Raw genomic sequence first — 19,084 nt, 5'->3', positions numbered from 1 at the left:
GACCCCAAGGCCCCGCAGCCGAGCAGACGGCCGACACGTATGTCGAAGGGGACAACAATCGCGTAGTGGGGGCCGGCGCGCACGACAACATCCTTGGTGACGTACACCACCACTACACCAGCTCACAGCGTTCGGAAACCTGGCTTGGGCCAGGCGAGTACCTGCAGCGGATGAACAAGGGCGCGGTCTACACGCATCGCTGGCGACTCGTCGGACGCACACCGATCGTCAGCAGCTTGGTCTCGTTCGCCAGGGACAAGCAAGGAGAGGTCAATCTGCTAGTTGGCCGGGGTGGAACCGGCAAGACCAAAATCCTTACCTCGCTGTGCGAGGCGCTGGATGACAGTCAGGATCCAGTCGCCGTACGAGTTCTGGACCAGCTTGCCGAGGTCAATCAGGAGACGTTTGAGCAGCTGCCGAGTACCGGTAAGTTGCTTGTGATCGTCGACGACGCGCACAACGGGACTTTCCCATTGGGGAAACTCATCGCCGGGGTGCAGAGCGTCAACAGCGCCGCCAACGTGCTGCTCTCGCTCCGACCTTACGGTCTGGCGCACACCCGCCGCGAGCTTGCCCGTGTCAGCGTGCACGTAAGCGAGGCTCCCGTGATCGAGATCGGGGACCTTGAGTTCGAAGACGCTACGGCCCTGGCTGACGAGGTTCTGGATGAACCATCACGGCAATACGCGCAGCGCCTTGCTGCTGCAGCACGGGACTGCCCGCTCTTGATCGTCACTGGCGCCCAGCTAATCAACCGCGGCAGCTTGGACCCCACGGCATTCGAAGGTGATGACCGGCTGCACACGGAGCTGACCGATCGGCTTGCCGACGCTCTGACCGTCGACTCCACCTCGAAGACAGAGCGCCAGGATCTTCTGTGCGCGCTAGCGGCCTACCAACCCGCCCATCTCGCGGAGCCTGAGGTGCGGACATCGCTAGAAGCCCTAACCGGCCTGACGTTCGACAGCATGGCGCCACATCTGTCAGCGCTGACTGAGGCCGGGGTGCTGCTGCACCACAAGGACGCGGTACGCGTGGTGCCAGACCTGCTTGGTGACGCGCTGCTGCTCCGGGCTACCCGCCACCGCAGCTCTGGGATCCCCACTGGCTACCTAATCCGAGCTATGGAAGCCGCCGAAGGTAGCGCACTGCGCAACCTTGTGGTGAACGCAGGCCGCGTCGACTGGCAGGAGAACGCCACCGGTACTGGCACCGAGTTGATCGAACCGCTGTGGGCACAGATCACCGCTGTTTTTCACGCTGCTGACGCGCGCGGACGTGTAAGCGTCCTGGAGGTGCTCGCGAAGGTCGCCTTCTTCCAACCTCGGCGGACCCTTCACCTGGCCGCCTGGGCAGTCGACCACCCCGCCGAGCCGGTCACCGCCGACATCGGGCTCGGGCTGACACACACATACACCGATACCGACGTGCAGCAAGCGCTGCCAGCCGCCTTGCAGGCAGTCGCCTATCATTCCGACTTCCTTCCTCAGGCAGCAGGTCTGCTATGGCATTTGGGGCGAGACGACACAAGAGCGACCAACCAGCATCCTCAGCATCCGCTGCGAGTCCTGGAAGGACTCGCAGGCTTCACCCGCCTGGGCCCGACCAACCATCAGCGGATTCTCATCGCCCAGGTGGAGCGCTGGCTGAAGCGCACCTCCGATGGCCCATCCGCCCATGCCCCCCTCGCAGTGCTAGCTCCTCTGCTGGCCACGGACGGACACGATGAGCGATGGACACCAGGTGCTCTGACCTTCCGTCCGTACGTGCTAATGCCGACACCAGAGATCCTGGATTTGCGACGCAGCGTCCTGGACGTCGCCTTCGCTGAGCTGGGCCACGACCGACTTGAGCGCGCCTCGGCGGCCGTAACCCTGATCGGCGCTGCCCTGACGCTGCCTCGCGGCGGTTTCGGGCTGAACGTGACCCCCGAGATGCAACAGCCCTGGCTTCCACACTTGGCTGAGGTTCTCGCCCGACTGGGTCGCTACGTCCTCGATCACACGTTGGCTCCAGCGATCCTCGTCGCCATCCGCAGCGAGCTGCAATGGCTGGCGCATTACGGCCCCGACGACCTTCGTCAGCTTGCGGCGAGCGTCCTCCCACCAACTCTCAAGTCGCCCGATTACGAACTCGCTCGGGCGCTGCATGGCGGACCGACCGATCCTGAAAGCTCCCCAGGCCCATCGAATTGGCTTCAGGCACAAGAAACTCTGTTCGCAGACGTTGCCGGCACTCTCACTAGCTGGACAGACGAGCAGGTCATTGCCCGTATCGATGCTCTGCTCAGCGAGGAGCGGAGCGTGTTCGGGACGGACGCCGGGCGGGCTCGCCCATTCATTTGGGACCTGATCACGCGGCGGCCTGCGGTGGGAGAAGCCTTGTGCGGACGCGCCCTGGCCGACCCGACAGGCCCATTCGTGCCGTTGGTGTCAATCGCCCTGATCGCGATGGGAAACGCCACGGGCGACCGCTCTGTCCACTGGGGCCACCGACTCGCCTCCAGCGGCAATGTCGAGCTAGCGCGCGAGGTAGCCCATGCCTTCGGCATCCAGCGTGGCCGCCCCGACCTACTCAACGGTGAGCCGAGCCTACTGCGCGAGCTGGCCGCACACGAGGACCGCATCGTACGCGCCGCCGCCCTTGGCGCCGCTCGTCGGATCAGCGTACAGAACAAAGAATTGGTCATCGAACTGCTCACAGCATCACTGTCAGACGGAGCTGGCCTCGGCGAGTTCGCTCTCGCGCTGGCAGGGCCTCCTTCTGGCTCGCTGGCATGGTCGGATCTGTCCGCTCCCCAGAAGGAAGCGCTTCTTGAAACGCTGGTCTCGTCCCCCTCGGTCGAGGGCTACGAGATCGCGTTGTTCCTAGCAAAGCTCGCCCGCTCGGAACCCGCCAGTGTCGTCAAGTTGCTCGAAGCGCGCGTAGAAACCTGTGAGAAGTCTCGAGTACCTGGCTACTCTCCGCTTCCGTTCGCCTGGCAGGTACCGCCCCCGTTCCGCGACCACGAGGACTTCCCAGCGCTGCTGCGGCAGATCCGTGAATGGCTAGCCGCCGACCCGGGCTCGGCCTGGAGAGGTTACTTGGGGGCCGAGGTCTTCGCCCTCGTTGCAGGACCGTTCGACGCCCAGGTCATCGACGTGATCGACGAGTACCTGAACGCTCCGGATCCGGCGAAGATGAAGGTGGTCGCGATAATCCTGGCCAAAGCCCCCCGTGAACTCGTGTGGGACCTCGCCTTCGTCGGCCGTTGCCTGCGCTCAGCCGACCAATTCGGAGAAGAAGCCCTGACGAGACTGCAAGGCGCCCTGCACGCCGCCGTCATCACTGGGATGCGGTCTGGTACGCCAGGCCAGCCGTATGCCGAGGATGTCGAGCAGCATGCTCGGGCCACAACATCAGCAGACAACTGCGTTAGCGGCAGTGTGGAGGAGCAGTTCTACCGCGCGCTGGCCGAGTCCGCCGAACACAGCATGCGCCGGGAGAGACATGACCTGCCTCCCGACGACCGAACGTGGTGAACAATAGGCACCCAGCTATGCGAAGTTCACTAACTGGTGGCCTACTCCGTACCGTCCAGCGGCGCTGCTCTGGCGCCCATTACGCCCGGTACGGAGACACCAGTGGCCCGGCGGGAGGCTCCCTGCCGGGCCACTCAGCTGGTCGACTACTCCTGCGCCTCAGCCTCCTCCTCGCCCACAGGCGCCGCCAGCGTCTCGGCTTCATCCACTGTGCCGACGAGCCGCGTGCCGTCGAGTGTGGCGCCGAGCTTCCTGAGCGCGTTGCGCGTCTGCTCCGAGGGGACCTGGGTGTAGATCTCCATGGTCACCGCGAACTGCGAGTGCCGGAGGATCTGCATCGCGACGCGGGGGTGTACGTCCAGAGCTGCCAGCAGCGTGCCGCAGGTCTTGCGGGTGTCGTGGACGCGGATCAGCCGCACGCCGGCTTGCTCGCAGCGGTACTCGAAGCGCCGGTTGAAGTTGCGCGGCTCGACCGGCGTCCCGTACTTCGTGGTGAAGACGAGGTCGGACTCCGTCCACAGCTCGCGGGCGGCGAACCTGTGGGCGTCGCGGCTCTTCTGACGTAGCAGCAGCGCGGCCAGGCAGACGTCCGGCAGCGGGAGCAACGACTCCGAGGCATCGGTCTTGACCTCGGAGTGCAGCAGCCGACGCCGCACGCGCTGAAGCTGCTGCTGGATGAGGACCTCGCCCCGGTCCAGCATGACGTCCGACCAGCGCAGCCCAAGTACCTCGCCCTTGCGCAGGCCGAGGACCAGGATCATCACGTAGGCCCCGTACAGGGGGTCGCGGTCCGCTCGGGCAGATTCGAGGAAGCGGCTCGCCTCGTCGACCGACCACGGGATGACCTTGCGGGGGCGGGGCTTGGCCATCTTCACGAGCTGGGCGACGTTGCGGGAGATCATCTCCTCGCTGATCGCGTAGGTGAGCGCGCTGCGGAGCACGGTGCGGGCGTCGGCGACGGATCGCTTGGACAGGTACTGGCGGCAGCACTTGCTGATCGCGCAGCAGCGGCGGCGCTCCTCCGGGCGACGCTCGTCCTTGCCCTGCGCACAGCACTGGCAGGTGACGGCGAGCTTGTTCAGCCACTCGCGGACGTCGCGCACGTTGAGCTTGTCGACCCGCTTGGCGCCGAGGAACGGGCCTATGTAGAGGCGGACGGCCGTTTCGTAGGTCGCGGCGGTGAGCGGCTTGAGGTTGACCTCCACCTCCTCCTTCAGCCAGAAGGCGAGGTAGTGCTCCAGCGTCGGCGTGCTGGTGGCAACGGGGCCGGCCTTGGCCGCCGTGTGGAGCTTGAGCCACTTGTCGTGGACCTCGGTGCGGGTCTTGCCGTAGACGTACTTGCGGTCGCGCTTGCCGATAGGCGTGGTCACCCAGGCGTAGGCCGCGAAGCCGTTGCGGTAGGGATAGATGGATCCTTCGCCGTTCCCACGCTTGCCCCTCATGCCGCCACCTCCTCGGCGGTGGCGACGACACGGGTCACGTACTCGTCGACCCAGAGCGGCAGGATGCGGCGGTTGCGGCCGATGACCACGGAGCGGATCTGCCCGGAGAGGACGAGCATCTTCGTCTTGGACAGGCCGAAGCCGAGCATGTCGGCGACCTCAGCCGTCGTGTGCCACTTCCGCTGTATCGCGGTTGCAGACATGGGTGTCCTATCCCGACGGCGCTTTCGGCTATGCGCCGCCGTTGTCGATGTTCCAAGGATGGGCGATTGGGTTCTTCGGGTCCGCATGACGACCCCGGCGTTCGTAGCGCCGAGGGGCTGCGGAGGGGCATGGCTGGTCGAGGGTTCACGGGCTGGCGAAGCCTGCGGTCGGACCGGCGGGACGGGACGTTAGCCGCAGATTCCGGCCGCACCAAACTGCCCGGCGCCCGGCATGATGCCGGTCATCATCGGATCGGCGACGGGACTGACGTGCGGAACCAGCGGCGTGCAGCAGGTGCCCTCTGGCGGCCGGGGCATGCCCTCGGATGCTCTGGCTATGCCTCGGTTCCCGGGTCGGCAAGACCCTTCGCCTCGGGCGAGCCGGACGGGAACTTCGGCGAGCGGTAGTCGTCACCGGCCGCGTCCGCCACGACTCGGGTGATCATCGCTCTGATGAGCTCTTCGAGATTCGGGTGGGCGCGTCCGTAGGCGTCGAGCGCCTCACGGGCCTGGTCCATGTCCTTGCGGGCGGCAACGGACTTCTGCCAGCTCTCGGCGAAGTCGGCCAGCAGCCGTTTCACATGAGCGTTCGCGGCGATCTCGGGTGGTCCCACCAGGTTGTCCAGGGAGATGTCGAAGACCTTGGCGAAGCCGATGGCCTCGTCCAGGTTGACCCTGCGGCGCGGCTCGCCGCTCTCGATGCGCCACACCGCCGACTGGTTGAGCGGGTAGCCGGCCTCGGTCAGGCGCTCGGCGAGCGTGGCGGTGCTCCACCCGCGCGCCTCGCGCTCCATCTTGATGCGCCGGGCGACGTTCTCCTCCCCTTCCAGCCGTTGTCGCCGGTCCTCGTCAGCCATGGTCAACCCTCCATGCATCGTCATTAAGCCCATTTGCAATGCGTCGAGCACGACGTTAACGTGATGCAAGATGAAACGCAACTGAGCCGAGCCGCATCGGCCAGCCAGGCCAGCCACCTGGCACCACGACGCAAAAGGCCCCCGACGCTACGAACGTCGAGGGCCAAACGCAGAACCTCGAAAACCGCCCATCCCTGGAACAGTCGACAACGGAGGAACCGGGTAGCCGCCCGAATCCTCCGAGTGAGGACACCGCTGTGGACAAGCCTACGGCCCCGCCGCCGGGCCCGTCATCCCACGACCAGCGACGGGAACACCGCGCGTCGGAGCCCCACCCCGCGCTCGTCGACACCACCTCCGGGGAGCCGCCGCACAACATCGAGGCCGAGCAGGCGGTCCTCGGCGCGTGCATGCTGAAGCACCAGGCGGTGGACGAGGTCCGGGGGACGCTGGACGCGGGCGACTTCTACCGGCCCGCCCACGAGACCATCTGGCGCGCGATCCTCGCCCTGCGTGCCGAGGACGCCCCAACCGACCCCATCGCCCTCGCGGACCACCTGCAGGGCAAGGGAGATCTCTCCCGCGTCGGGGGCTCGTCCTACCTCCACGCGCTGGTCGCCGTCGCGCCGCCCTCGACGGACAACGCCGACTACTACGCGCAGATCGTGCGCCGCGACGCCCAACTGCGGACCCTGCACGCCACCGGCGTCCGCGCCGTCCACCACGCGCTGACCCCCGGTGCCGACCCGGACGAGATCCGCACGGCCATCGAGACGGAGATCCGTGCCGAGCGTGAACGCTCCCTGGCCTCCGGCGGCAGCCGCCTGTCCCGCTACATCGTCAACGGCTGGGACTTCGTCACCAAGACCGGCGCGGACAAGGAACCCCTGTGGGGCACCCACGAACAGACCGCCTGGGCCTCTGGCGAAAGCCTGATGATCGTCGGCGCGCCCGGCGTCGGCAAGACCACCATCGCCCACCAGGTCGTCCTCGCCCGCCTCGGCCTGCAAGCCTCCGTTCTCGACCTGCCTGTCGCTGAGGGCGAGCGCGTCCTCTACCTGGCCATGGACCGCCCCCAGCAGATCGCCCGTGCCATGGCCCGCCGCATCACCCCCGCCGACGAGGCCCACCTGCGTGACCGGCTCGCCGTGTGGCAGGGCCCGCTTCCCGCCACCCTCGACAAGGAACCCGACCTCCTCGCCGAACTCGCCGCCGCCCACCGTGCCGACACCATCGTCATCGACAGCCTCAAGGACGCGGTCAGCACCCTCGTGGACGACTCCCTGGCCGTTGCCTTCAACAACGCCCGCATGCGAGCCCTGCGCGCAGGCGTCCAGATCATGGAGCTCCACCACCAGCGCAAAGCCGCAGCCGACGCCCCACGCGGGATGCGCCCCACCCTGGACCGGGTGTACGGCTCGACCTGGCTGACCGCCGGAGCCGGGAGCGTCCTGTTCATCGCCGGAGAGGCCGGCGACCCGGCGGTCACCATCCACCACCTCAAGACCGTGACCGGCGAGATCGGCCCGCTGCCAGTCGTCCACGACCACCAGCGCGGCACCACCTACGTCGAGCCCACCCTCGACCCGGTCACCCTCCTGCGCGCCGCACCGGACGGCCTGACCACCCGTGACCTGGCGACCGCCCTGACCGGCGAGGCCAGCCCCGACCGCGCCGCCATCGAGAAGGCCCGACGCCACCTCGACCGCCTCGTCAAGACCGGACTCGCGGTCAAGACCGACGGCACCACCGGAGGCACCGGAGGCGGCCAACAGGCCCGCTACCGCCCCTCCGCCCGGCACATCACCGCCGTCTCGTAACCGCCACCACGGTGACCGGACTGACCGGGAGGCAACGCAGTGACCGTGCCCCCGGTCAGTCCGTCGTACTGACCGACCCCAGTGACCGGGGTTCCGGTCACTCCGACCGGCCGAACTGACCGGAGTGCCACGCAGGCCAGCAGCCCGCCGACCTGCTGACCTGCCCGTCGGACGACCAACGGACGGCACCCACCAGGGCCACCGGGCGCCCGGTCAGTGAGCGGATCACCAGCCCCACCGGGGCACCGACAACCAGGCGCGGATCGTTCACGGGGCCGTACACGCACCCCTCCCGCCGAGGGGCCGACGGAAGCCGTTCACACCGTCCACGCCGAGCGAAGAAACCTCAGGTAGAGCGATCACGGAGGCGTACACGCCGTCCACGCGACCCAGCGTTCACGCGCGAGCCCCCCTTTAGAAGGGGGCTCGCGTGTACGCCCCACCGTGAACGCCCCGTCTTCGAGGAGACTCCAAGCCACTGCCCGCTGTGACCAGATGGACCCAGCAACAAGAGATCACCGTGATCCGAATCCTGATCAGACCACCGGAAGCCGGAGCAAGTTGTGGGGTAAGCACTGCTTATCCCGGCGCCGTCCAGAGACGGAGCAAGTTGTGGGGTAAGGACTCCTTACCCCGGCCCCGCTCCTGGCGGAGCAAGTTGTCGCATTGGACGGTCCTATGGCCCGCCGCCGCATTTGCCCTCGCCCAGGGGTGCGAGAGCAAGTCCAGAACCAGCGGCAGCGGGGGGCATGGAGCCACCGATGCTCGCGATCTGACAATTACGGTCTGCCGTCAGTCATTGGCTACGGGCGCGAAGTAGTCGCGGAGCATGACAGTGGTCCACTCGGCCTGGTGCTGTTCTCCGCGAGGTCCCATCTCACCGAACCACGGCTTCACGTCCAGGACCGGCGTGCCGTCGACGGCGTCGAGGTCCTCGACGTGGAGGTCCAGGCCATCGACCTTGATCAGGCGGCAGCGGGAAACCCCGAGCCAGTTCAGGCGCCGCATGTTGCGGTGCCCGAAGATCCCGACCTCCGGCCACTCCGGGTTGTCCCGAGGCCGGCGGGCTCCGAGATTCAGGTCGGTCGGGTCGGTGAGGTGGAAACGGAAGACGATCTCCAGGTGCGAGAAGTCCTCAAGCCCCTTGGTCGCGTCGGCGGTGAAGAGGGATCCGTCCAGCCGGATGATCACCCGGGTACCGCCCCAGAAGTCGTCTGTCGGTTCGATCCGTCCACCGACCACGTGGCCGAGGGCCTCGACCTCGAACGTCTCACGGTCTGCCATCAGTGACTCCTCATCAGGCTGTTTCGGACAGGTACGCGGCAGCGCGTGCGTCGATCTCGCTGATCGCCGCGGTACCGCGCCGCCGGTAGGGGGAGAGCAGGGTGCGCATGTCGGCGGCGGCCTGGCGGGTGCGGCCGGACCGTACGCCGTCCATGGCGTCGAGCGCCTGCGACCAGGTGGCGCAGGCTCGGTCAATGTTGTTCATCTGCGCGTACACGGAGCCGAGGTATCCAAGCGTCACGGCGTGGGTGCGGGTGAACTTCGTCGCCTTGCGGGTGCGGACGCTGTGGTGGAACTCGCGCACCGAGCCGTCGAGGTCACCTATGTCGCGCAGGGCGCACGCGGTCTCGTGGGCCAGGCTCGCCTCACCGAAGAAGAACACCCGGTCCGGCTCAGCGATGTCGTCGCTCGCGGCGGACAGGTCGTCTTCGGCCCGCAGCAGCGCCTTGGCGGCCGCGTTCTTGCGTCCGGCGGCGGCCAGGCTCCGGGCGTGGACGACGCCGAGGAGAGCCCGCTCACGTGGGGAGGCGAGCGTGTACCGGTCGCCGTCGACGGATGCGGCAGCGAGATTGAGAGCCTGCTGGTGGTGTCCGAGGTCGATGGCCTGGTGCGCCATCGCCCGCAGTACGTGAGCGGCCATCGGCGGATCGCCGGCCTCGGCCGCGAGTTTCACCGCCTCGGCGAAGTACCGCTGCGCTGTCGCGTGCTGGCCACCGTCGAACGCCATCCAACCCGCCAGGTAGGCGAGTTCGCTGGCTGCCGAGAAGAGATCACGGCGAACACGCTCGTCCGTGAACTTCCCCCGCAGGTAGGCGGTGACGTCGGTCGCCAGGTACTGCACCACGGACGTCCAGGCGTGACCACCGCCTCGCCGTTGGTCCACTTGGGAGAACAGGGTGGTCATGTCGCGGACGGCTGCGAGGTCGCCAGGGCCGACCCGCCGGGTTGCGGCAGAGCTGCGCGCACTGCCCCGCTCGGCCATGCGCTGCCACCAGTCCTCGCCGGGCAGCGAGAGTGCGGCCACCGAGTAGACCGCCACCCCCAGCGCCCGCCTGCGTTCCACGTCCACGTCGGTTCTCCCGAGTTCGGCCAGCGCGCTCAGCGTATCCGCGTCCCAGTCGGGTTTTTGGGGCGCGGGCGCGATCAGGCCGATCTGCTCCAGCGTCACAACCCGTCCGCCGAGCGCGCGGCCTAACGCCTCGGCCAGGAAAGCACCGACGTTCCCGGCCGGCTGACCACCATTCTTCCAGTGCGTGATGCTCGACTTGTTGGTCTCCAGGAGCTCGTCATGCTCGGCCGCCACCCGCCTGACCAGGCGCGCGATCGCATCGCCGGAGAGTTTCGTCTCGTCGATGACCTTCCGCAGCCGCTCGTTCGGTTCCCTCGTCGGCGCCAAAGCGCACCTCCATGACGGGCCGTTAAACCGCTTAAACCGCATAGCGTGCCCAACACCGTACTCCCAGTAGCGATTAGGCGGTTCACTAACTGCATGCCGCTCCGCAGGGTGGAGCCGATTCGGGTCCTGGACCCCTGCGGAGCGGCGGCCTGCGGCGGCTCAAGCCATGCATCCGGCATCGAGAGCCGCCCCGCCAACTCGCGACCCCGGAGAGGCTGATGACGACTGCCGACCGCACACCGCACCCGTGGAGCCTCAACATCGCCTCCACGCTCGTGTACCCCACCCGGCCGATCCCGCGCCGATCCACGAGTCCGACGCGGGAGGGCGCCGCCGCGACCAGCAATCGCATGCTGCTGGACGAGCACCGCAGCAAGGACCGGCTGTGCGTCCGATGCGAGAGCCTCTGGCCCTGCGACGTGACCAGGAACATCCGCTTCGGGAGCGCCGCGTGAACAGCGCCGAGATCCACATCCAGGCCAGCGACCGGACCGTCATCTTCGTCCCGAACCGAGAACGCGCCCGCCGACGCGCCCTGGTCCTGCGTCAGCTCGCTGCCGGTCGCCGCCGCCGCGAGCGGCACCGGGAGTCGGCGGCGTGAGCGCTGAGAACTCCTCGGACTTCAAGCTCCCGGAGGACCGCCACCAGGGCCTGTATATCCGCACGTTCAAGATCGCGAAGGACGGCACCCGGTACGACGACTCCGGCGTCATCACCGTGGAATCGGAACCCGACGCCTACGCCTACCACCCGTCGGCCACCTGGCCTGCATGTCGCTGCCCGCAACACCGCGACAGCTGACCCGCGCGTCGCCGCAGCACGCCCATCCCACGTGTGAGAGGAAGAACCTCCCTTGTCCCTCGAACAGCTCTCAGGAAAGACCGTCCTGGTCACTGGTGCCGGTGGCCTCATCGGCAGCCGCATCACGTCCCAGCTCCGCCGGCTCGGCGCCCGCCCCATCTCGGTATGCAAGCTCGACGCCTACCCGCACGAGGTGTACCGCGAGCGGTTCGGCATCGACGCCTCCGCCCCGGACTTCATCATCGGCGACATCGCCGAGCCGGAGCTGATGCGCAAGGTGATCTCCGGCTGCGACTACGTGATCCACGCCGCCGCCCTGGCCGATGTGGCGGCCTGCACACGTCGGCCGCTGGACGCCATCGACACCAACATCACCGGTACCCAGCGGGTCCTGGACGCCGTCGCCGCCTCGGACCGGCTGCGCAGGATGGTGTTCGTCTCCTCCGCCAGCGTCTACGGCAACGGCAGCCCGCAGTTCGTGGAGAACGCAGCGGTCCAGCCGGTGTCGGTGTACGGCAACAGCAAGGCGTGGGGCGAGTACCAGACCGCCGCGGTGCTCGGCGGTGCCGGCATCTCATATGCCGTCGTGCGGTACTTCTCGGTCTATGGCGAACCGCAGGTCGTCAAGGAGCGGAGCCACTCCTGGGTGGTCGCCTGGTTCGCCATGCGGGCCGCACTCGGCCTGCCGCTGCACCTCAACGGCGGCGGCCACCAGATCCGCGACATGGTCCACGTCGACGACATCGCCACCGGCACTCTGCGGGCGCTGGTCGCACCCCGCGCACACAACGAGACCATCAACATCGGTACCGGAACCGGAACTTCGATTCGGCAAGTCGCCGAACTCGTCCGCAGCCACTACCCGGACGTCCAGCTGATCGAGACGCCCATGCCGCCCGGCGACCCCGAGGGCGGTTACGCCTCCGTCCAGCGAATGGAGGACCTGCTGGGCTGGAGGCCGGCCATCACGATGGCGGAAGGCGTCGCCCGCTACGTGGCCTGGCTGAAGGCCACTCCCGACGCCATCCCGGACTGGATGCGCCAGGCGGCAGCGGCCTAGATGATCGGAGGTCGGCCCAGCCGGGTCATGGTCCACACCGTGCGCCAGCGCATCGGCTTGCGTCGGCCGCACGGCGTGCGCCAGCCCTCGGCGAAGCCTGCGAACCACGCCTTCAGCCCGGCCACGTCCCGGGTCCGGGCGACGGTGAGCGCCACCCACACCCCGAGGTAGACCGGCACCAGCAGAGCGGGCAGGTGCCGGCGCGCCAGGTACACCCGGTTTCGGGCGTTCACCCGGTAGAAGAAGGAGTGCCGGGTCGGGCTGGTGCGCGGGTGCTGGAGCAACAGCTCAGGGACGTACAGCACCCGCCACCCGGCATCCAGCGCCCGCCAAGCCATGTCGGTCTCCTCGTGCGCGAAGAAGAAGGCGTCCGGCCAGCCCCCGACCTGGCCCAGCATCTTCGAGGACAGCGCGTGGCCACCGCCGAGGAAGCCGGTCACCTCACCGCCACGCATCGGATCTCCGGCCCGCAGCCGGGGGACGTGGCGCCGCTGGGTAACGCCGGTCTCGTCTGCGATCCGGAAACCGACGATCCCGAGGTCCGGGTCGCCTTCGTACAGAGCAGCGATCCGTGCGAGGACGTCGTCAGCGACCAGCAGGCCGTCGTCGTCCAGGTCGATCACCACGTCCACGTCCCGCAAATGATCCAGGGCGACGTTCCGGCCGCCGGTCACCCCGAGGTTGTCCGCAAGCTCCACGCTCTCGACCCACGGCGGCAGTTCCGGCAGTGCGCACCCGTTCCCGACCACCACGACCTTCGCGGCCTTGACCGTCTGCATCTCCACCGAGGCCAGCAGCTCGGCCAACTCCTTCGGCCGCGTGCCCATGGTCAGCACCGCCACGCCCAGCTTGACGCCCACCGAACCTCTTCCCTTCGAGGAACCAGAGATGACCTCACGAACGCCGGAGCAGAGCACCGCGTCGCTCAGAGAACTCGCCGAGAACCGGAGCCTTCCAGCCCATCAGGTCATGGACCAGGACACACTCGCCTGGATCGCCAGAAACCGGCCCGAAGCCTCAGCAGCGCCGCCCACCCTGCCATATCCGCCGCTCATGCTGGTACCGGACGCGACCTGGTTCGCGCAGCCCCAGCTCGTCGACTCCATCCACGGTATCCGGCACAACGCTCGCGTCTCCCTGCTCGCCGGTCTTCTCGCCCAGGAGTACGGACTCGACCGCGATCACAGTGCCGCCCTCTGCGCCGCTGCAGCAGTCCACGACTGCCGGCGGCGCGACGACCGCGACGATCCCGGGCACGGTCGACGGGCAGCACTCTGGTTCACCCGCAACCAGCCCGCCGTCACCACCATGCTCGGCCGCGAACTACCACCGGACCTCTCGAAACAGGTAGCCGCCGCGATCGGCCTCCACGACGTCCCGTACTCGGACTTCACCCCTGAGCAGAACCGCGCCTACCAGCGGGCGCCCCACCTGATCGACCTGCTCAAGGCGGCCGACTGCCTGGACCGCTACCGACTTCCCCTCACCCGCTGGTGGCCCGACCCCTCCCACCTGCGCATCGTCATCCCCGCATGGCTCCACCCCGTCGCCTTCGACCTGGTCATCCGAAGCGAACAGGCCCGACTCAACGGCGCAACCAACCACGGTGCGCTCATCCAAGCCCGCCAGCTCCTCAACATTCGGCAGTAGGAGGTCATCCATGCACCACGAGTGGGACAACGCCCACACCGACCACACCAGCCGCGCCACCCGACCTGGCCCGGCCGGCCTCGCCGAGACCGAAGCCGACTGGCGCCACCACCTCGAACACGAGACACCCAACGGGTGGCTGCTGAGCGACAACTCCCTGACCAAGACACTGGCCGCCGGACGCCCCATCCACCTCATGCACACCACTGTGGCCCTGCACGCCATCCGCGCCAGCGGACACCTCTACGCCTCCACCGGCTGCCTCGTCGCGGCCCTCTACTGCGCTCCCCTCACCCCCGAGCCCGCTGGCCTACGCCCCCACAACCTGGGCACCTACCTACTGGAGACCAAGAAGCACACCCGCACCCTGGTCTTCGAAATCACCCCCGACGCTCCCGTGCCGCCAAAGGGAATCGACTACCTCCGGCTGGGAGCCATCCACCTACGCACCTACCTCACCCACCGCAGCTTCCTCACCGAGACCGAGGACACCCAGCTCCGCCGAGCGGTGCTGGACCGGCTCCGCGCAGCGGCACCCTTCCTCGACACCCTCCTCGCCAACGCCGCCGGAACGCCGACGCCGGACGCCGAGTTCATCGACCAGCTCGCCGCCACCGTGCCGGCCTTCCCGTTCCTCGGCTACCTCTACTTCGAGGTGCTGTCCGAGTACCTGATGCTCCACTCCACGACACCCGAGACCAAGACGTACGCCCAGCTCGGAGAGATGAACAACCGCCTCTACAAGCGGCTGGCGTTCTCGGCGGTCCAGGGCATGGACCAGCTCTTCGACCTGTCCCGCTTCAACCCAGGACACGACCGCCTCCTCCAACTCGTCGGACAGATCGAGGCTGGCCTGACATCCGGGGTGGCCCGCTTCACCAGGCGCCGCCTGTCCCACCTGTTCGCCACCGTGGTACTCGCACCCGGCCAGGACGCGGCGTCCGTCACGTTCCGCGACGCGGACTTCGACGTCCTCGCAGCGACCACGCCACACCTGCTGGGCCAGCTCATCTTCCGCGAGATGCGCATCATCGACCGCTACCCGCAGCTATATCTCGCCTTCGAGCAGGCGAAGGCCCTTGAGGTTTGGGACTACTGGAACGCCGAGGGCATCCCGACGCCGTTTAACGGCACAATCCCGAAGGGCGAGATCGGCATCAACACGGCCTACCCGCGAGCTGGCTACACGGTGTGGGTCGCGGAGACCTGCGAGCGGAGCCTGCTGCACCCGGTCGATCAGCTCGACGTGACCTTCCTCCCCCGTCTCGCCGAGCTGTCCATGACCGCGATGCGGAGGGACACGACTGGAAATGCAGCAGGACACTGTCAGCCGTGACAACGCCGAGGCGACATCCATCCGGCAGCGCCGACCCGCTGGGCAGTCTGCCAAACTTGCCCTGTGGCCAAGGACGACGTACAGCACGTGCAAGCCGTAGAGCCGCGAGCATTGGCTCTACCTCAGCCATTGCGGTTCGCACCACCGTATGCCGATCGCAGCCCAAATCCGGAAGGTTACGCCTACTGGTGGCAGCTCTTCCGACTCGTCTTCGACCTGCCCAACCCCGCATCGTTCGCGAAGCTCCCAGGAATCTCTGCTGCCGAGCTGAGGATCCTGCGTCGATACGTCCATACCTGCCAGGAGCTGTCTGAGTCCACGGTCCTCAGCCACAGCAGCGGAGTCTCCATCAACATGAATGACGGAGTCGAGGCGGTGGTTGCCGACTTCCCAGTGAAGGAAGCCATCCGAGGGACCACCGTCCTCTTCCGCCAGATGGCGAGCGCGCAGGAGCCAGCGAGCTACAGCCAGGTGCGAAAGATCATCGGCCAAATAGCACATCAGCATCACGACGAACACCGCGATCAACGGCTAGAGCTTCAACGACTGTGGAACCGCGCCCACGGGCAGCTGAACTCCCGCTTGCTCACAGCGATGGCAGACCGCCGGGCACTCGAACTGATGGGGGCGCATCCGAACCTGCCCGTGCCAGGCGAGGACGTCAAGCCACAAGAGGTCCTCTCCCTCTTCCAGTACGGAGACCTGATCCACTGGGACCGCCACGCCGAGGCGTTCCAAGAGGTCGCCAATGACGATTTCCAACACAAGTGGGAGACTCTCAACTTCCTCTCCGTCATGACGCAGCTGAGCCACTTCTACCTCGGGTACTCCCTACTGGTCGCCAGATCGGTTGGCGACCGCTGATACGGTCAACCCCTAATGCTCCCCCAGATCTGCACTTCCAGTATTAACCAATGCGCCCGGGGGGATCGTAGTTTTCTCCGCACTGAGACTCAGCTCCACCTTCTTCATGGGAAGGCATTTCTTCTTGCCGTTGCCATATATGACGAGCGCCCTTCTGTTGCCGACAAACTGGGGCGACTCTGACGGCTTGAGTACAATCACCGCAGATGATTTTCCGGGTAATATAAATGGGAGGGGCTGCTGGGGCGCCTCCTCCCAGCCAACGCAGATCGTAGCGTCAATTACATCATGGTCTGGATCCGTCATGACGATGCGTTCAACCATCCCTGCGGCGCCACCGTGATTCGTTAGGTGAATGACCACCATGCGCCGATTCTTCGCTTCTTCCTCCCCTTGCCATCCGATCTCCCAGCCCGCAGTTGCACAGGGCAAGAAGGAGGCATTGCGTAGCTGCTGAATCGCAATAATGCCAGCTACAACCCCAACAAGCCAGGTACCAATACAGGCAGTAGTCGCCGTTCCAATTGACAGGTAAGATACAGGCTGCATGGCGACATCCTAGTGATGCTGCGGGCAAAAGCACTTTTTCATGAGAAAATCGCCCTGGAGAGAGCGAACGCATCGGCACTTTCCGCAGCATCCCCCGCACCCACCATCGTTGTCACATGGACCCTCGGGGCATCGGAGATCTGTCTCGAAGCGAAGTTCTGCCACTTGGAGCGTCATGCCATCCACGGCCACTCCTGTAATCCTCACCTGGCCACGAATGCCTCCGAGCCTAGAGAACAGTTGAATATCCGGAGCAGGTGAGTCATCCTCGGGTATCAGGTAAACGTATCCACCGACTGCTACAGCACGGGTCCACTGCGAGAATGAACGATGAACGCTTGGAAGCCGTCTCGCCTTTCGGTACCACACTGCTTCGTCGAGTCGAGGTAAGTGCGCTCCTTGGATTGCCGGATGCTGGAATGTCTCCCGCGATATGGCCCCTTGAATAATCCGGCGCTGGAACAGCTGCTGAACCGGGCTGCGCTGCGAAAGAGGGCCATGCTCGACTGGCTTGGCTGCCGATGAGTCCCCTTGCGGATCGGCGAGCTCAAGCCCAATTCCATCAATCTTCATCAAGATATCGGCAAGCATATTCATGTACGCCAGTCCGGATGTGAGAATTCCGAGTCGCCTTTCATTATCTATCTATTCCGCGATGGCAGCAAACTGTGCCGGCGAGGGCGAGACTGCCAGGGCGGGCATGAGCACCGCACTCCACCGCCACGGCCGACTCGCCGGCATCACCGGGTTCTTCATCCCTGGATCAGCGGATCCCGCAGCCTCGCCGCGCTCGTCACCGATCAGCTCGCACCGCTCAGCGAGGTCACCGACAACCGTTACTACAGCGGCTGCGCACTTCGCAGTCACGGCAGGCAGTTCGCGATGGTGATGAGCACCCTCTGGCTCCGCGTCCACGACTACCGCGCCGCAGACCGCGAGGTGTTGGTGCGCACTCACTGCAGCGTCCCAGCGGAGGCGCTCGACAAACCGTACCGAGCTGTGTGCCCTCGCTGGCGCGGCGCTCACCTGATCAGCCAACCCTCGTTGCTCGTCGCCTGCCCGTGCGCCGGAGAGCGGCTGAGGCCACCGACCGACCCGATCACCAGGAGGCAGAAGTACAGCAGTGAAGTACAGCAACCAGGCCGTCCAGCAGCGACCGTCAGCACCCCTCGCACCACCCATGACCTGCATAGATGACTTCAGCGACCGCGCTGCCTGTAATTCGGGACGAAGAGGCCGTGGGTTCAAATCCCGCCACCCCGACCCAGTTGTACAGAGGCCCTACCGGAGAGATCCGGTAGGGCCTCTGGCGTGTCTGCCGCACGAGGCACAGCAACTGCCGTGGCCGCCGGTGATCTTCTCAACCCGTCGCGTCAGATGGGATGCCGCCGGAAACGGCTGACGCCGGGCCGCCCCCGTATCTGCTGGACTCCGGCAAGGCTCGGCAGGCAGTGGCAGGTCAGCGGGCGCTCCAGGCGCCCAGCAGTTCCTCCGGTCCGCAGGTCGTCCGGATTCCGGCGCAGTTGACGCCGCTTCGGGAGGCCGCGACGAGCGGGGCCGGGGCGTTCGTGAGTGCGGTTCGGTGTGTGTGCCGGGGTGCCAGGTCAGGGGCGCCGGACGGCGATGTCTCCAACCACGTGATCGAGCCCGGGAACAGCAGTCTCTCCAGTGCGGCGCCGAGGAACTCCCGCATCGAAGCACCGGCCGACACTCCCGGCAGATCAGTGGCAGCCCGCCTGTGCGGACGGTTGCGGACTCTCGCCCTCCGGAAGCGGTATCCGGTCCCAACAGCTCCGATGAGGCCGGAGAGACTCCGCCACGCGCGGGCTGGGCCTACGCTCGGGATGCATCGAACGACCATCTTCCTGGGGGACCGCATGAGTGACTACCTCGACCACGTCAACGCCGCTCAGGCGTACTTGGCGAAACTGCCCAAGCGGCTGTCGGACTCGACCATCGTCGAGGCGGCAAAGGTCGAGGCCTACCTCGCGCTCGCCGCGGCCGTCGCCGGCCGGGACGGAGGCACGAACGACACCTCTCGGCCGGTCGACCGAGGGTCCGACTGAGCTGCGACGGGGCAGCGGATCGGCGAACAGCCACGAACATCCAGCGGCTGTCGGTGCGGGTCGGCGGCGCTTGTCCCCGAGGTCGCCCCGGTGTCCGCGTTGCTTCAGGACAGCGCGGCCGCGGGTTCAGGGCCGCCACCACGCCCCGGCGGTACAGAGGCCTTGTCGGCGAGATCCGGCAGGGCCTCTGCCGTGCCTGCCGCGCGCAGTACGGCGACTGTGCCGACCGCCGGCG

The 19,084-nt window shown here is 66.9% G+C and carries 18 protein-coding genes; 11 read left to right on the top strand and 7 right to left on the bottom strand.

Going from position 1 to position 19,084, the window contains the following annotated elements; genetic code table 11:
* Nucleotides 1–65: 65 nt before the first annotated feature.
* On the top strand, nucleotides 66–3,521 hold the full coding sequence (locus tag OG823_RS18540; protein WP_371480707.1) for a hypothetical protein: 3,456 nt from the start codon (nucleotides 66–68) through the stop codon (nucleotides 3,519–3,521).
* Between the two features lie 146 nt (nucleotides 3,522–3,667).
* On the opposite strand, the gene xerC is transcribed toward OG823_RS18540, so the two are convergent.
* From xerC to OG823_RS18525, 3 genes are all read right to left on the bottom strand, one after another.
* Nucleotides 3,668–4,963 carry a tyrosine recombinase XerC gene (gene xerC / locus OG823_RS18535; protein ID WP_371480706.1) on the bottom strand — a complete coding sequence of 432 codons (1,296 nt, stop codon included), beginning with the start codon at nucleotides 4,961–4,963 and terminating at the stop codon, nucleotides 3,668–3,670.
* Nucleotides 4,960–5,166, bottom strand: a complete 207-nt coding sequence (locus tag OG823_RS18530; RefSeq protein ID WP_280718558.1) for an excisionase family DNA-binding protein — start codon at nucleotides 5,164–5,166, stop codon at nucleotides 4,960–4,962. The genes xerC and OG823_RS18530 overlap by 4 nt, the downstream gene beginning before the upstream one ends.
* A 335-nt stretch (nucleotides 5,167–5,501) precedes the next feature.
* A complete protein-coding gene (locus OG823_RS18525) occupies nucleotides 5,502–6,023 on the bottom strand; it encodes a helix-turn-helix domain-containing protein (protein ID WP_371480705.1) in 522 nt (173 codons plus the stop codon).
* Nucleotides 6,024–6,280: 257 nt separating this feature from the next.
* Here OG823_RS18525 and OG823_RS18520 point away from each other — a divergent pair, with 257 nt between their 5' ends.
* The gene (locus OG823_RS18520) at nucleotides 6,281–7,843 is read left to right on the top strand and encodes a DnaB-like helicase N-terminal domain-containing protein (RefSeq protein WP_371480704.1); all 1,563 of its coding nucleotides are present in this window, start codon (nucleotides 6,281–6,283) and stop codon (nucleotides 7,841–7,843) included.
* Nucleotides 7,844–8,635: 792 nt separating this feature from the next.
* Here OG823_RS18520 and OG823_RS18515 read toward each other — a convergent pair.
* Nucleotides 8,636–9,127 carry a TrmO family methyltransferase gene (locus OG823_RS18515; RefSeq protein ID WP_371480703.1) on the bottom strand — a complete coding sequence of 164 codons (492 nt, stop codon included), beginning with the start codon at nucleotides 9,125–9,127 and terminating at the stop codon, nucleotides 8,636–8,638.
* Between the two features lie 13 nt (nucleotides 9,128–9,140).
* A complete protein-coding gene (locus OG823_RS18510; RefSeq protein ID WP_371480702.1) occupies nucleotides 9,141–10,523 on the bottom strand; it encodes a Tat pathway signal protein in 1,383 nt (460 codons plus the stop codon).
* A gap of 218 nt (nucleotides 10,524–10,741) precedes the next feature.
* Between OG823_RS18510 and OG823_RS18505 the strand changes: the two genes are divergently transcribed.
* Genes OG823_RS18505 through OG823_RS18490 form a run of 4 tightly spaced genes read left to right on the top strand, consistent with a single transcriptional unit; the run spans nucleotide 10,742 to nucleotide 12,384 of the window.
* Nucleotides 10,742–10,978, top strand: coding sequence for a hypothetical protein (locus OG823_RS18505; protein WP_371480701.1), 237 nt, complete (start codon nucleotides 10,742–10,744; stop codon nucleotides 10,976–10,978).
* Nucleotides 10,975–11,124 (top strand): hypothetical protein, encoded by a 150-nt coding sequence (locus OG823_RS18500; protein ID WP_371480700.1) that lies wholly within the window; start codon nucleotides 10,975–10,977, stop codon nucleotides 11,122–11,124. The genes OG823_RS18505 and OG823_RS18500 overlap by 4 nt, the downstream gene beginning before the upstream one ends.
* Nucleotides 11,121–11,324: a hypothetical protein gene (locus OG823_RS18495; RefSeq protein ID WP_371480699.1), complete on the top strand. Its 204-nt coding sequence runs from the start codon at nucleotides 11,121–11,123 to the stop codon at nucleotides 11,322–11,324. The genes OG823_RS18500 and OG823_RS18495 overlap by 4 nt, the downstream gene beginning before the upstream one ends.
* Before the next feature lie 52 nt (nucleotides 11,325–11,376).
* Nucleotides 11,377–12,384 carry an NAD-dependent epimerase/dehydratase family protein gene (locus OG823_RS18490; RefSeq protein WP_371480698.1) on the top strand — a complete coding sequence of 336 codons (1,008 nt, stop codon included), beginning with the start codon at nucleotides 11,377–11,379 and terminating at the stop codon, nucleotides 12,382–12,384.
* Here OG823_RS18490 and OG823_RS18485 read toward each other — a convergent pair.
* Nucleotides 12,381–13,211 (bottom strand): glycosyltransferase family 2 protein, encoded by an 831-nt coding sequence (locus OG823_RS18485; RefSeq protein WP_371484521.1) that lies wholly within the window; start codon nucleotides 13,209–13,211, stop codon nucleotides 12,381–12,383. The two genes, OG823_RS18490 and OG823_RS18485, sit on opposite strands and share 4 nt — an antisense overlap.
* Nucleotides 13,212–13,272: 61 nt before the next feature.
* On the opposite strand from OG823_RS18485, the gene OG823_RS18480 reads away from it, so the two are divergent.
* The 3 genes from OG823_RS18480 to OG823_RS18470 all read left to right on the top strand — a co-directional run bounded on the left by OG823_RS18480 (nucleotide 13,273) and on the right by OG823_RS18470 (nucleotide 16,234).
* Complete coding sequence (locus tag OG823_RS18480; RefSeq protein WP_371480697.1) at nucleotides 13,273–14,034, top strand: hypothetical protein; 762 nt, start codon at nucleotides 13,273–13,275, stop codon at nucleotides 14,032–14,034.
* Nucleotides 14,035–14,044: 10 nt separating this feature from the next.
* Nucleotides 14,045–15,370: a hypothetical protein gene (locus tag OG823_RS18475; protein ID WP_371480696.1), complete on the top strand. Its 1,326-nt coding sequence runs from the start codon at nucleotides 14,045–14,047 to the stop codon at nucleotides 15,368–15,370.
* A gap of 63 nt (nucleotides 15,371–15,433) precedes the next feature.
* Nucleotides 15,434–16,234, top strand: a complete 801-nt coding sequence (locus tag OG823_RS18470) for a hypothetical protein (protein WP_371480695.1) — start codon at nucleotides 15,434–15,436, stop codon at nucleotides 16,232–16,234.
* A 12-nt stretch (nucleotides 16,235–16,246) separates the two neighbouring features.
* On the opposite strand, the gene OG823_RS18465 is transcribed toward OG823_RS18470, so the two are convergent.
* Nucleotides 16,247–16,783 (bottom strand): hypothetical protein, encoded by a 537-nt coding sequence (locus OG823_RS18465; protein WP_371480694.1) that lies wholly within the window; start codon nucleotides 16,781–16,783, stop codon nucleotides 16,247–16,249.
* 531 nt (nucleotides 16,784–17,314) lie between these two features.
* Here OG823_RS18465 and OG823_RS18460 point away from each other — a divergent pair.
* Both OG823_RS18460 and OG823_RS18455 read left to right on the top strand, forming a co-directional pair.
* Entirely contained in the window at nucleotides 17,315–17,980 is a 666-nt protein-coding gene (locus OG823_RS18460) for a hypothetical protein (protein ID WP_371480693.1), read from the top strand.
* Between the two features lie 647 nt (nucleotides 17,981–18,627).
* Entirely contained in the window at nucleotides 18,628–18,849 is a 222-nt protein-coding gene (locus tag OG823_RS18455; RefSeq protein WP_371480692.1) for a hypothetical protein, read from the top strand.
* The last annotated feature ends 235 nt before the right edge of the window (nucleotides 18,850–19,084 follow it).

The organism is Kitasatospora sp. NBC_00315 (genome assembly GCF_041435095.1).
Classification (GTDB): Bacteria; Actinomycetota; Actinomycetes; order Streptomycetales; family Streptomycetaceae; genus Kitasatospora.
This window is presented reverse-complemented; position numbering and strand designations above follow the sequence as displayed.

Excerpts from the sequence above, each read along its gene's own strand:
- xerC (WP_371480706.1), bottom strand. The coding sequence starts at position 4,963 with ATGAGGGGCAAGCGTGGGAACGGCGAAGGATCCATCTATCCCTACCGC.
- OG823_RS18530 (WP_280718558.1), bottom strand. The coding sequence starts at position 5,166 with ATGTCTGCAACCGCGATACAGCGGAAGTGGCACACGACGGCTGAGGTC.
- OG823_RS18525 (WP_371480705.1), bottom strand. The coding sequence starts at position 6,023 with ATGGCTGACGAGGACCGGCGACAACGGCTGGAAGGGGAGGAGAACGTC.
- OG823_RS18515 (WP_371480703.1), bottom strand. The coding sequence starts at position 9,127 with ATGGCAGACCGTGAGACGTTCGAGGTCGAGGCCCTCGGCCACGTGGTC.
- OG823_RS18505 (WP_371480701.1), top strand. The coding sequence starts at position 10,742 with ATGACGACTGCCGACCGCACACCGCACCCGTGGAGCCTCAACATCGCC.
- OG823_RS18485 (WP_371484521.1), bottom strand. The coding sequence starts at position 13,211 with ATGGGCACGCGGCCGAAGGAGTTGGCCGAGCTGCTGGCCTCGGTGGAG.
- OG823_RS18480 (WP_371480697.1), top strand. The coding sequence starts at position 13,273 with ATGACCTCACGAACGCCGGAGCAGAGCACCGCGTCGCTCAGAGAACTC.
- OG823_RS18475 (WP_371480696.1), top strand. The coding sequence starts at position 14,045 with ATGCACCACGAGTGGGACAACGCCCACACCGACCACACCAGCCGCGCC.
- OG823_RS18465 (WP_371480694.1), bottom strand. The coding sequence starts at position 16,783 with ATGCAGCCTGTATCTTACCTGTCAATTGGAACGGCGACTACTGCCTGT.
- OG823_RS18455 (WP_371480692.1), top strand. The coding sequence starts at position 18,628 with ATGCATCGAACGACCATCTTCCTGGGGGACCGCATGAGTGACTACCTC.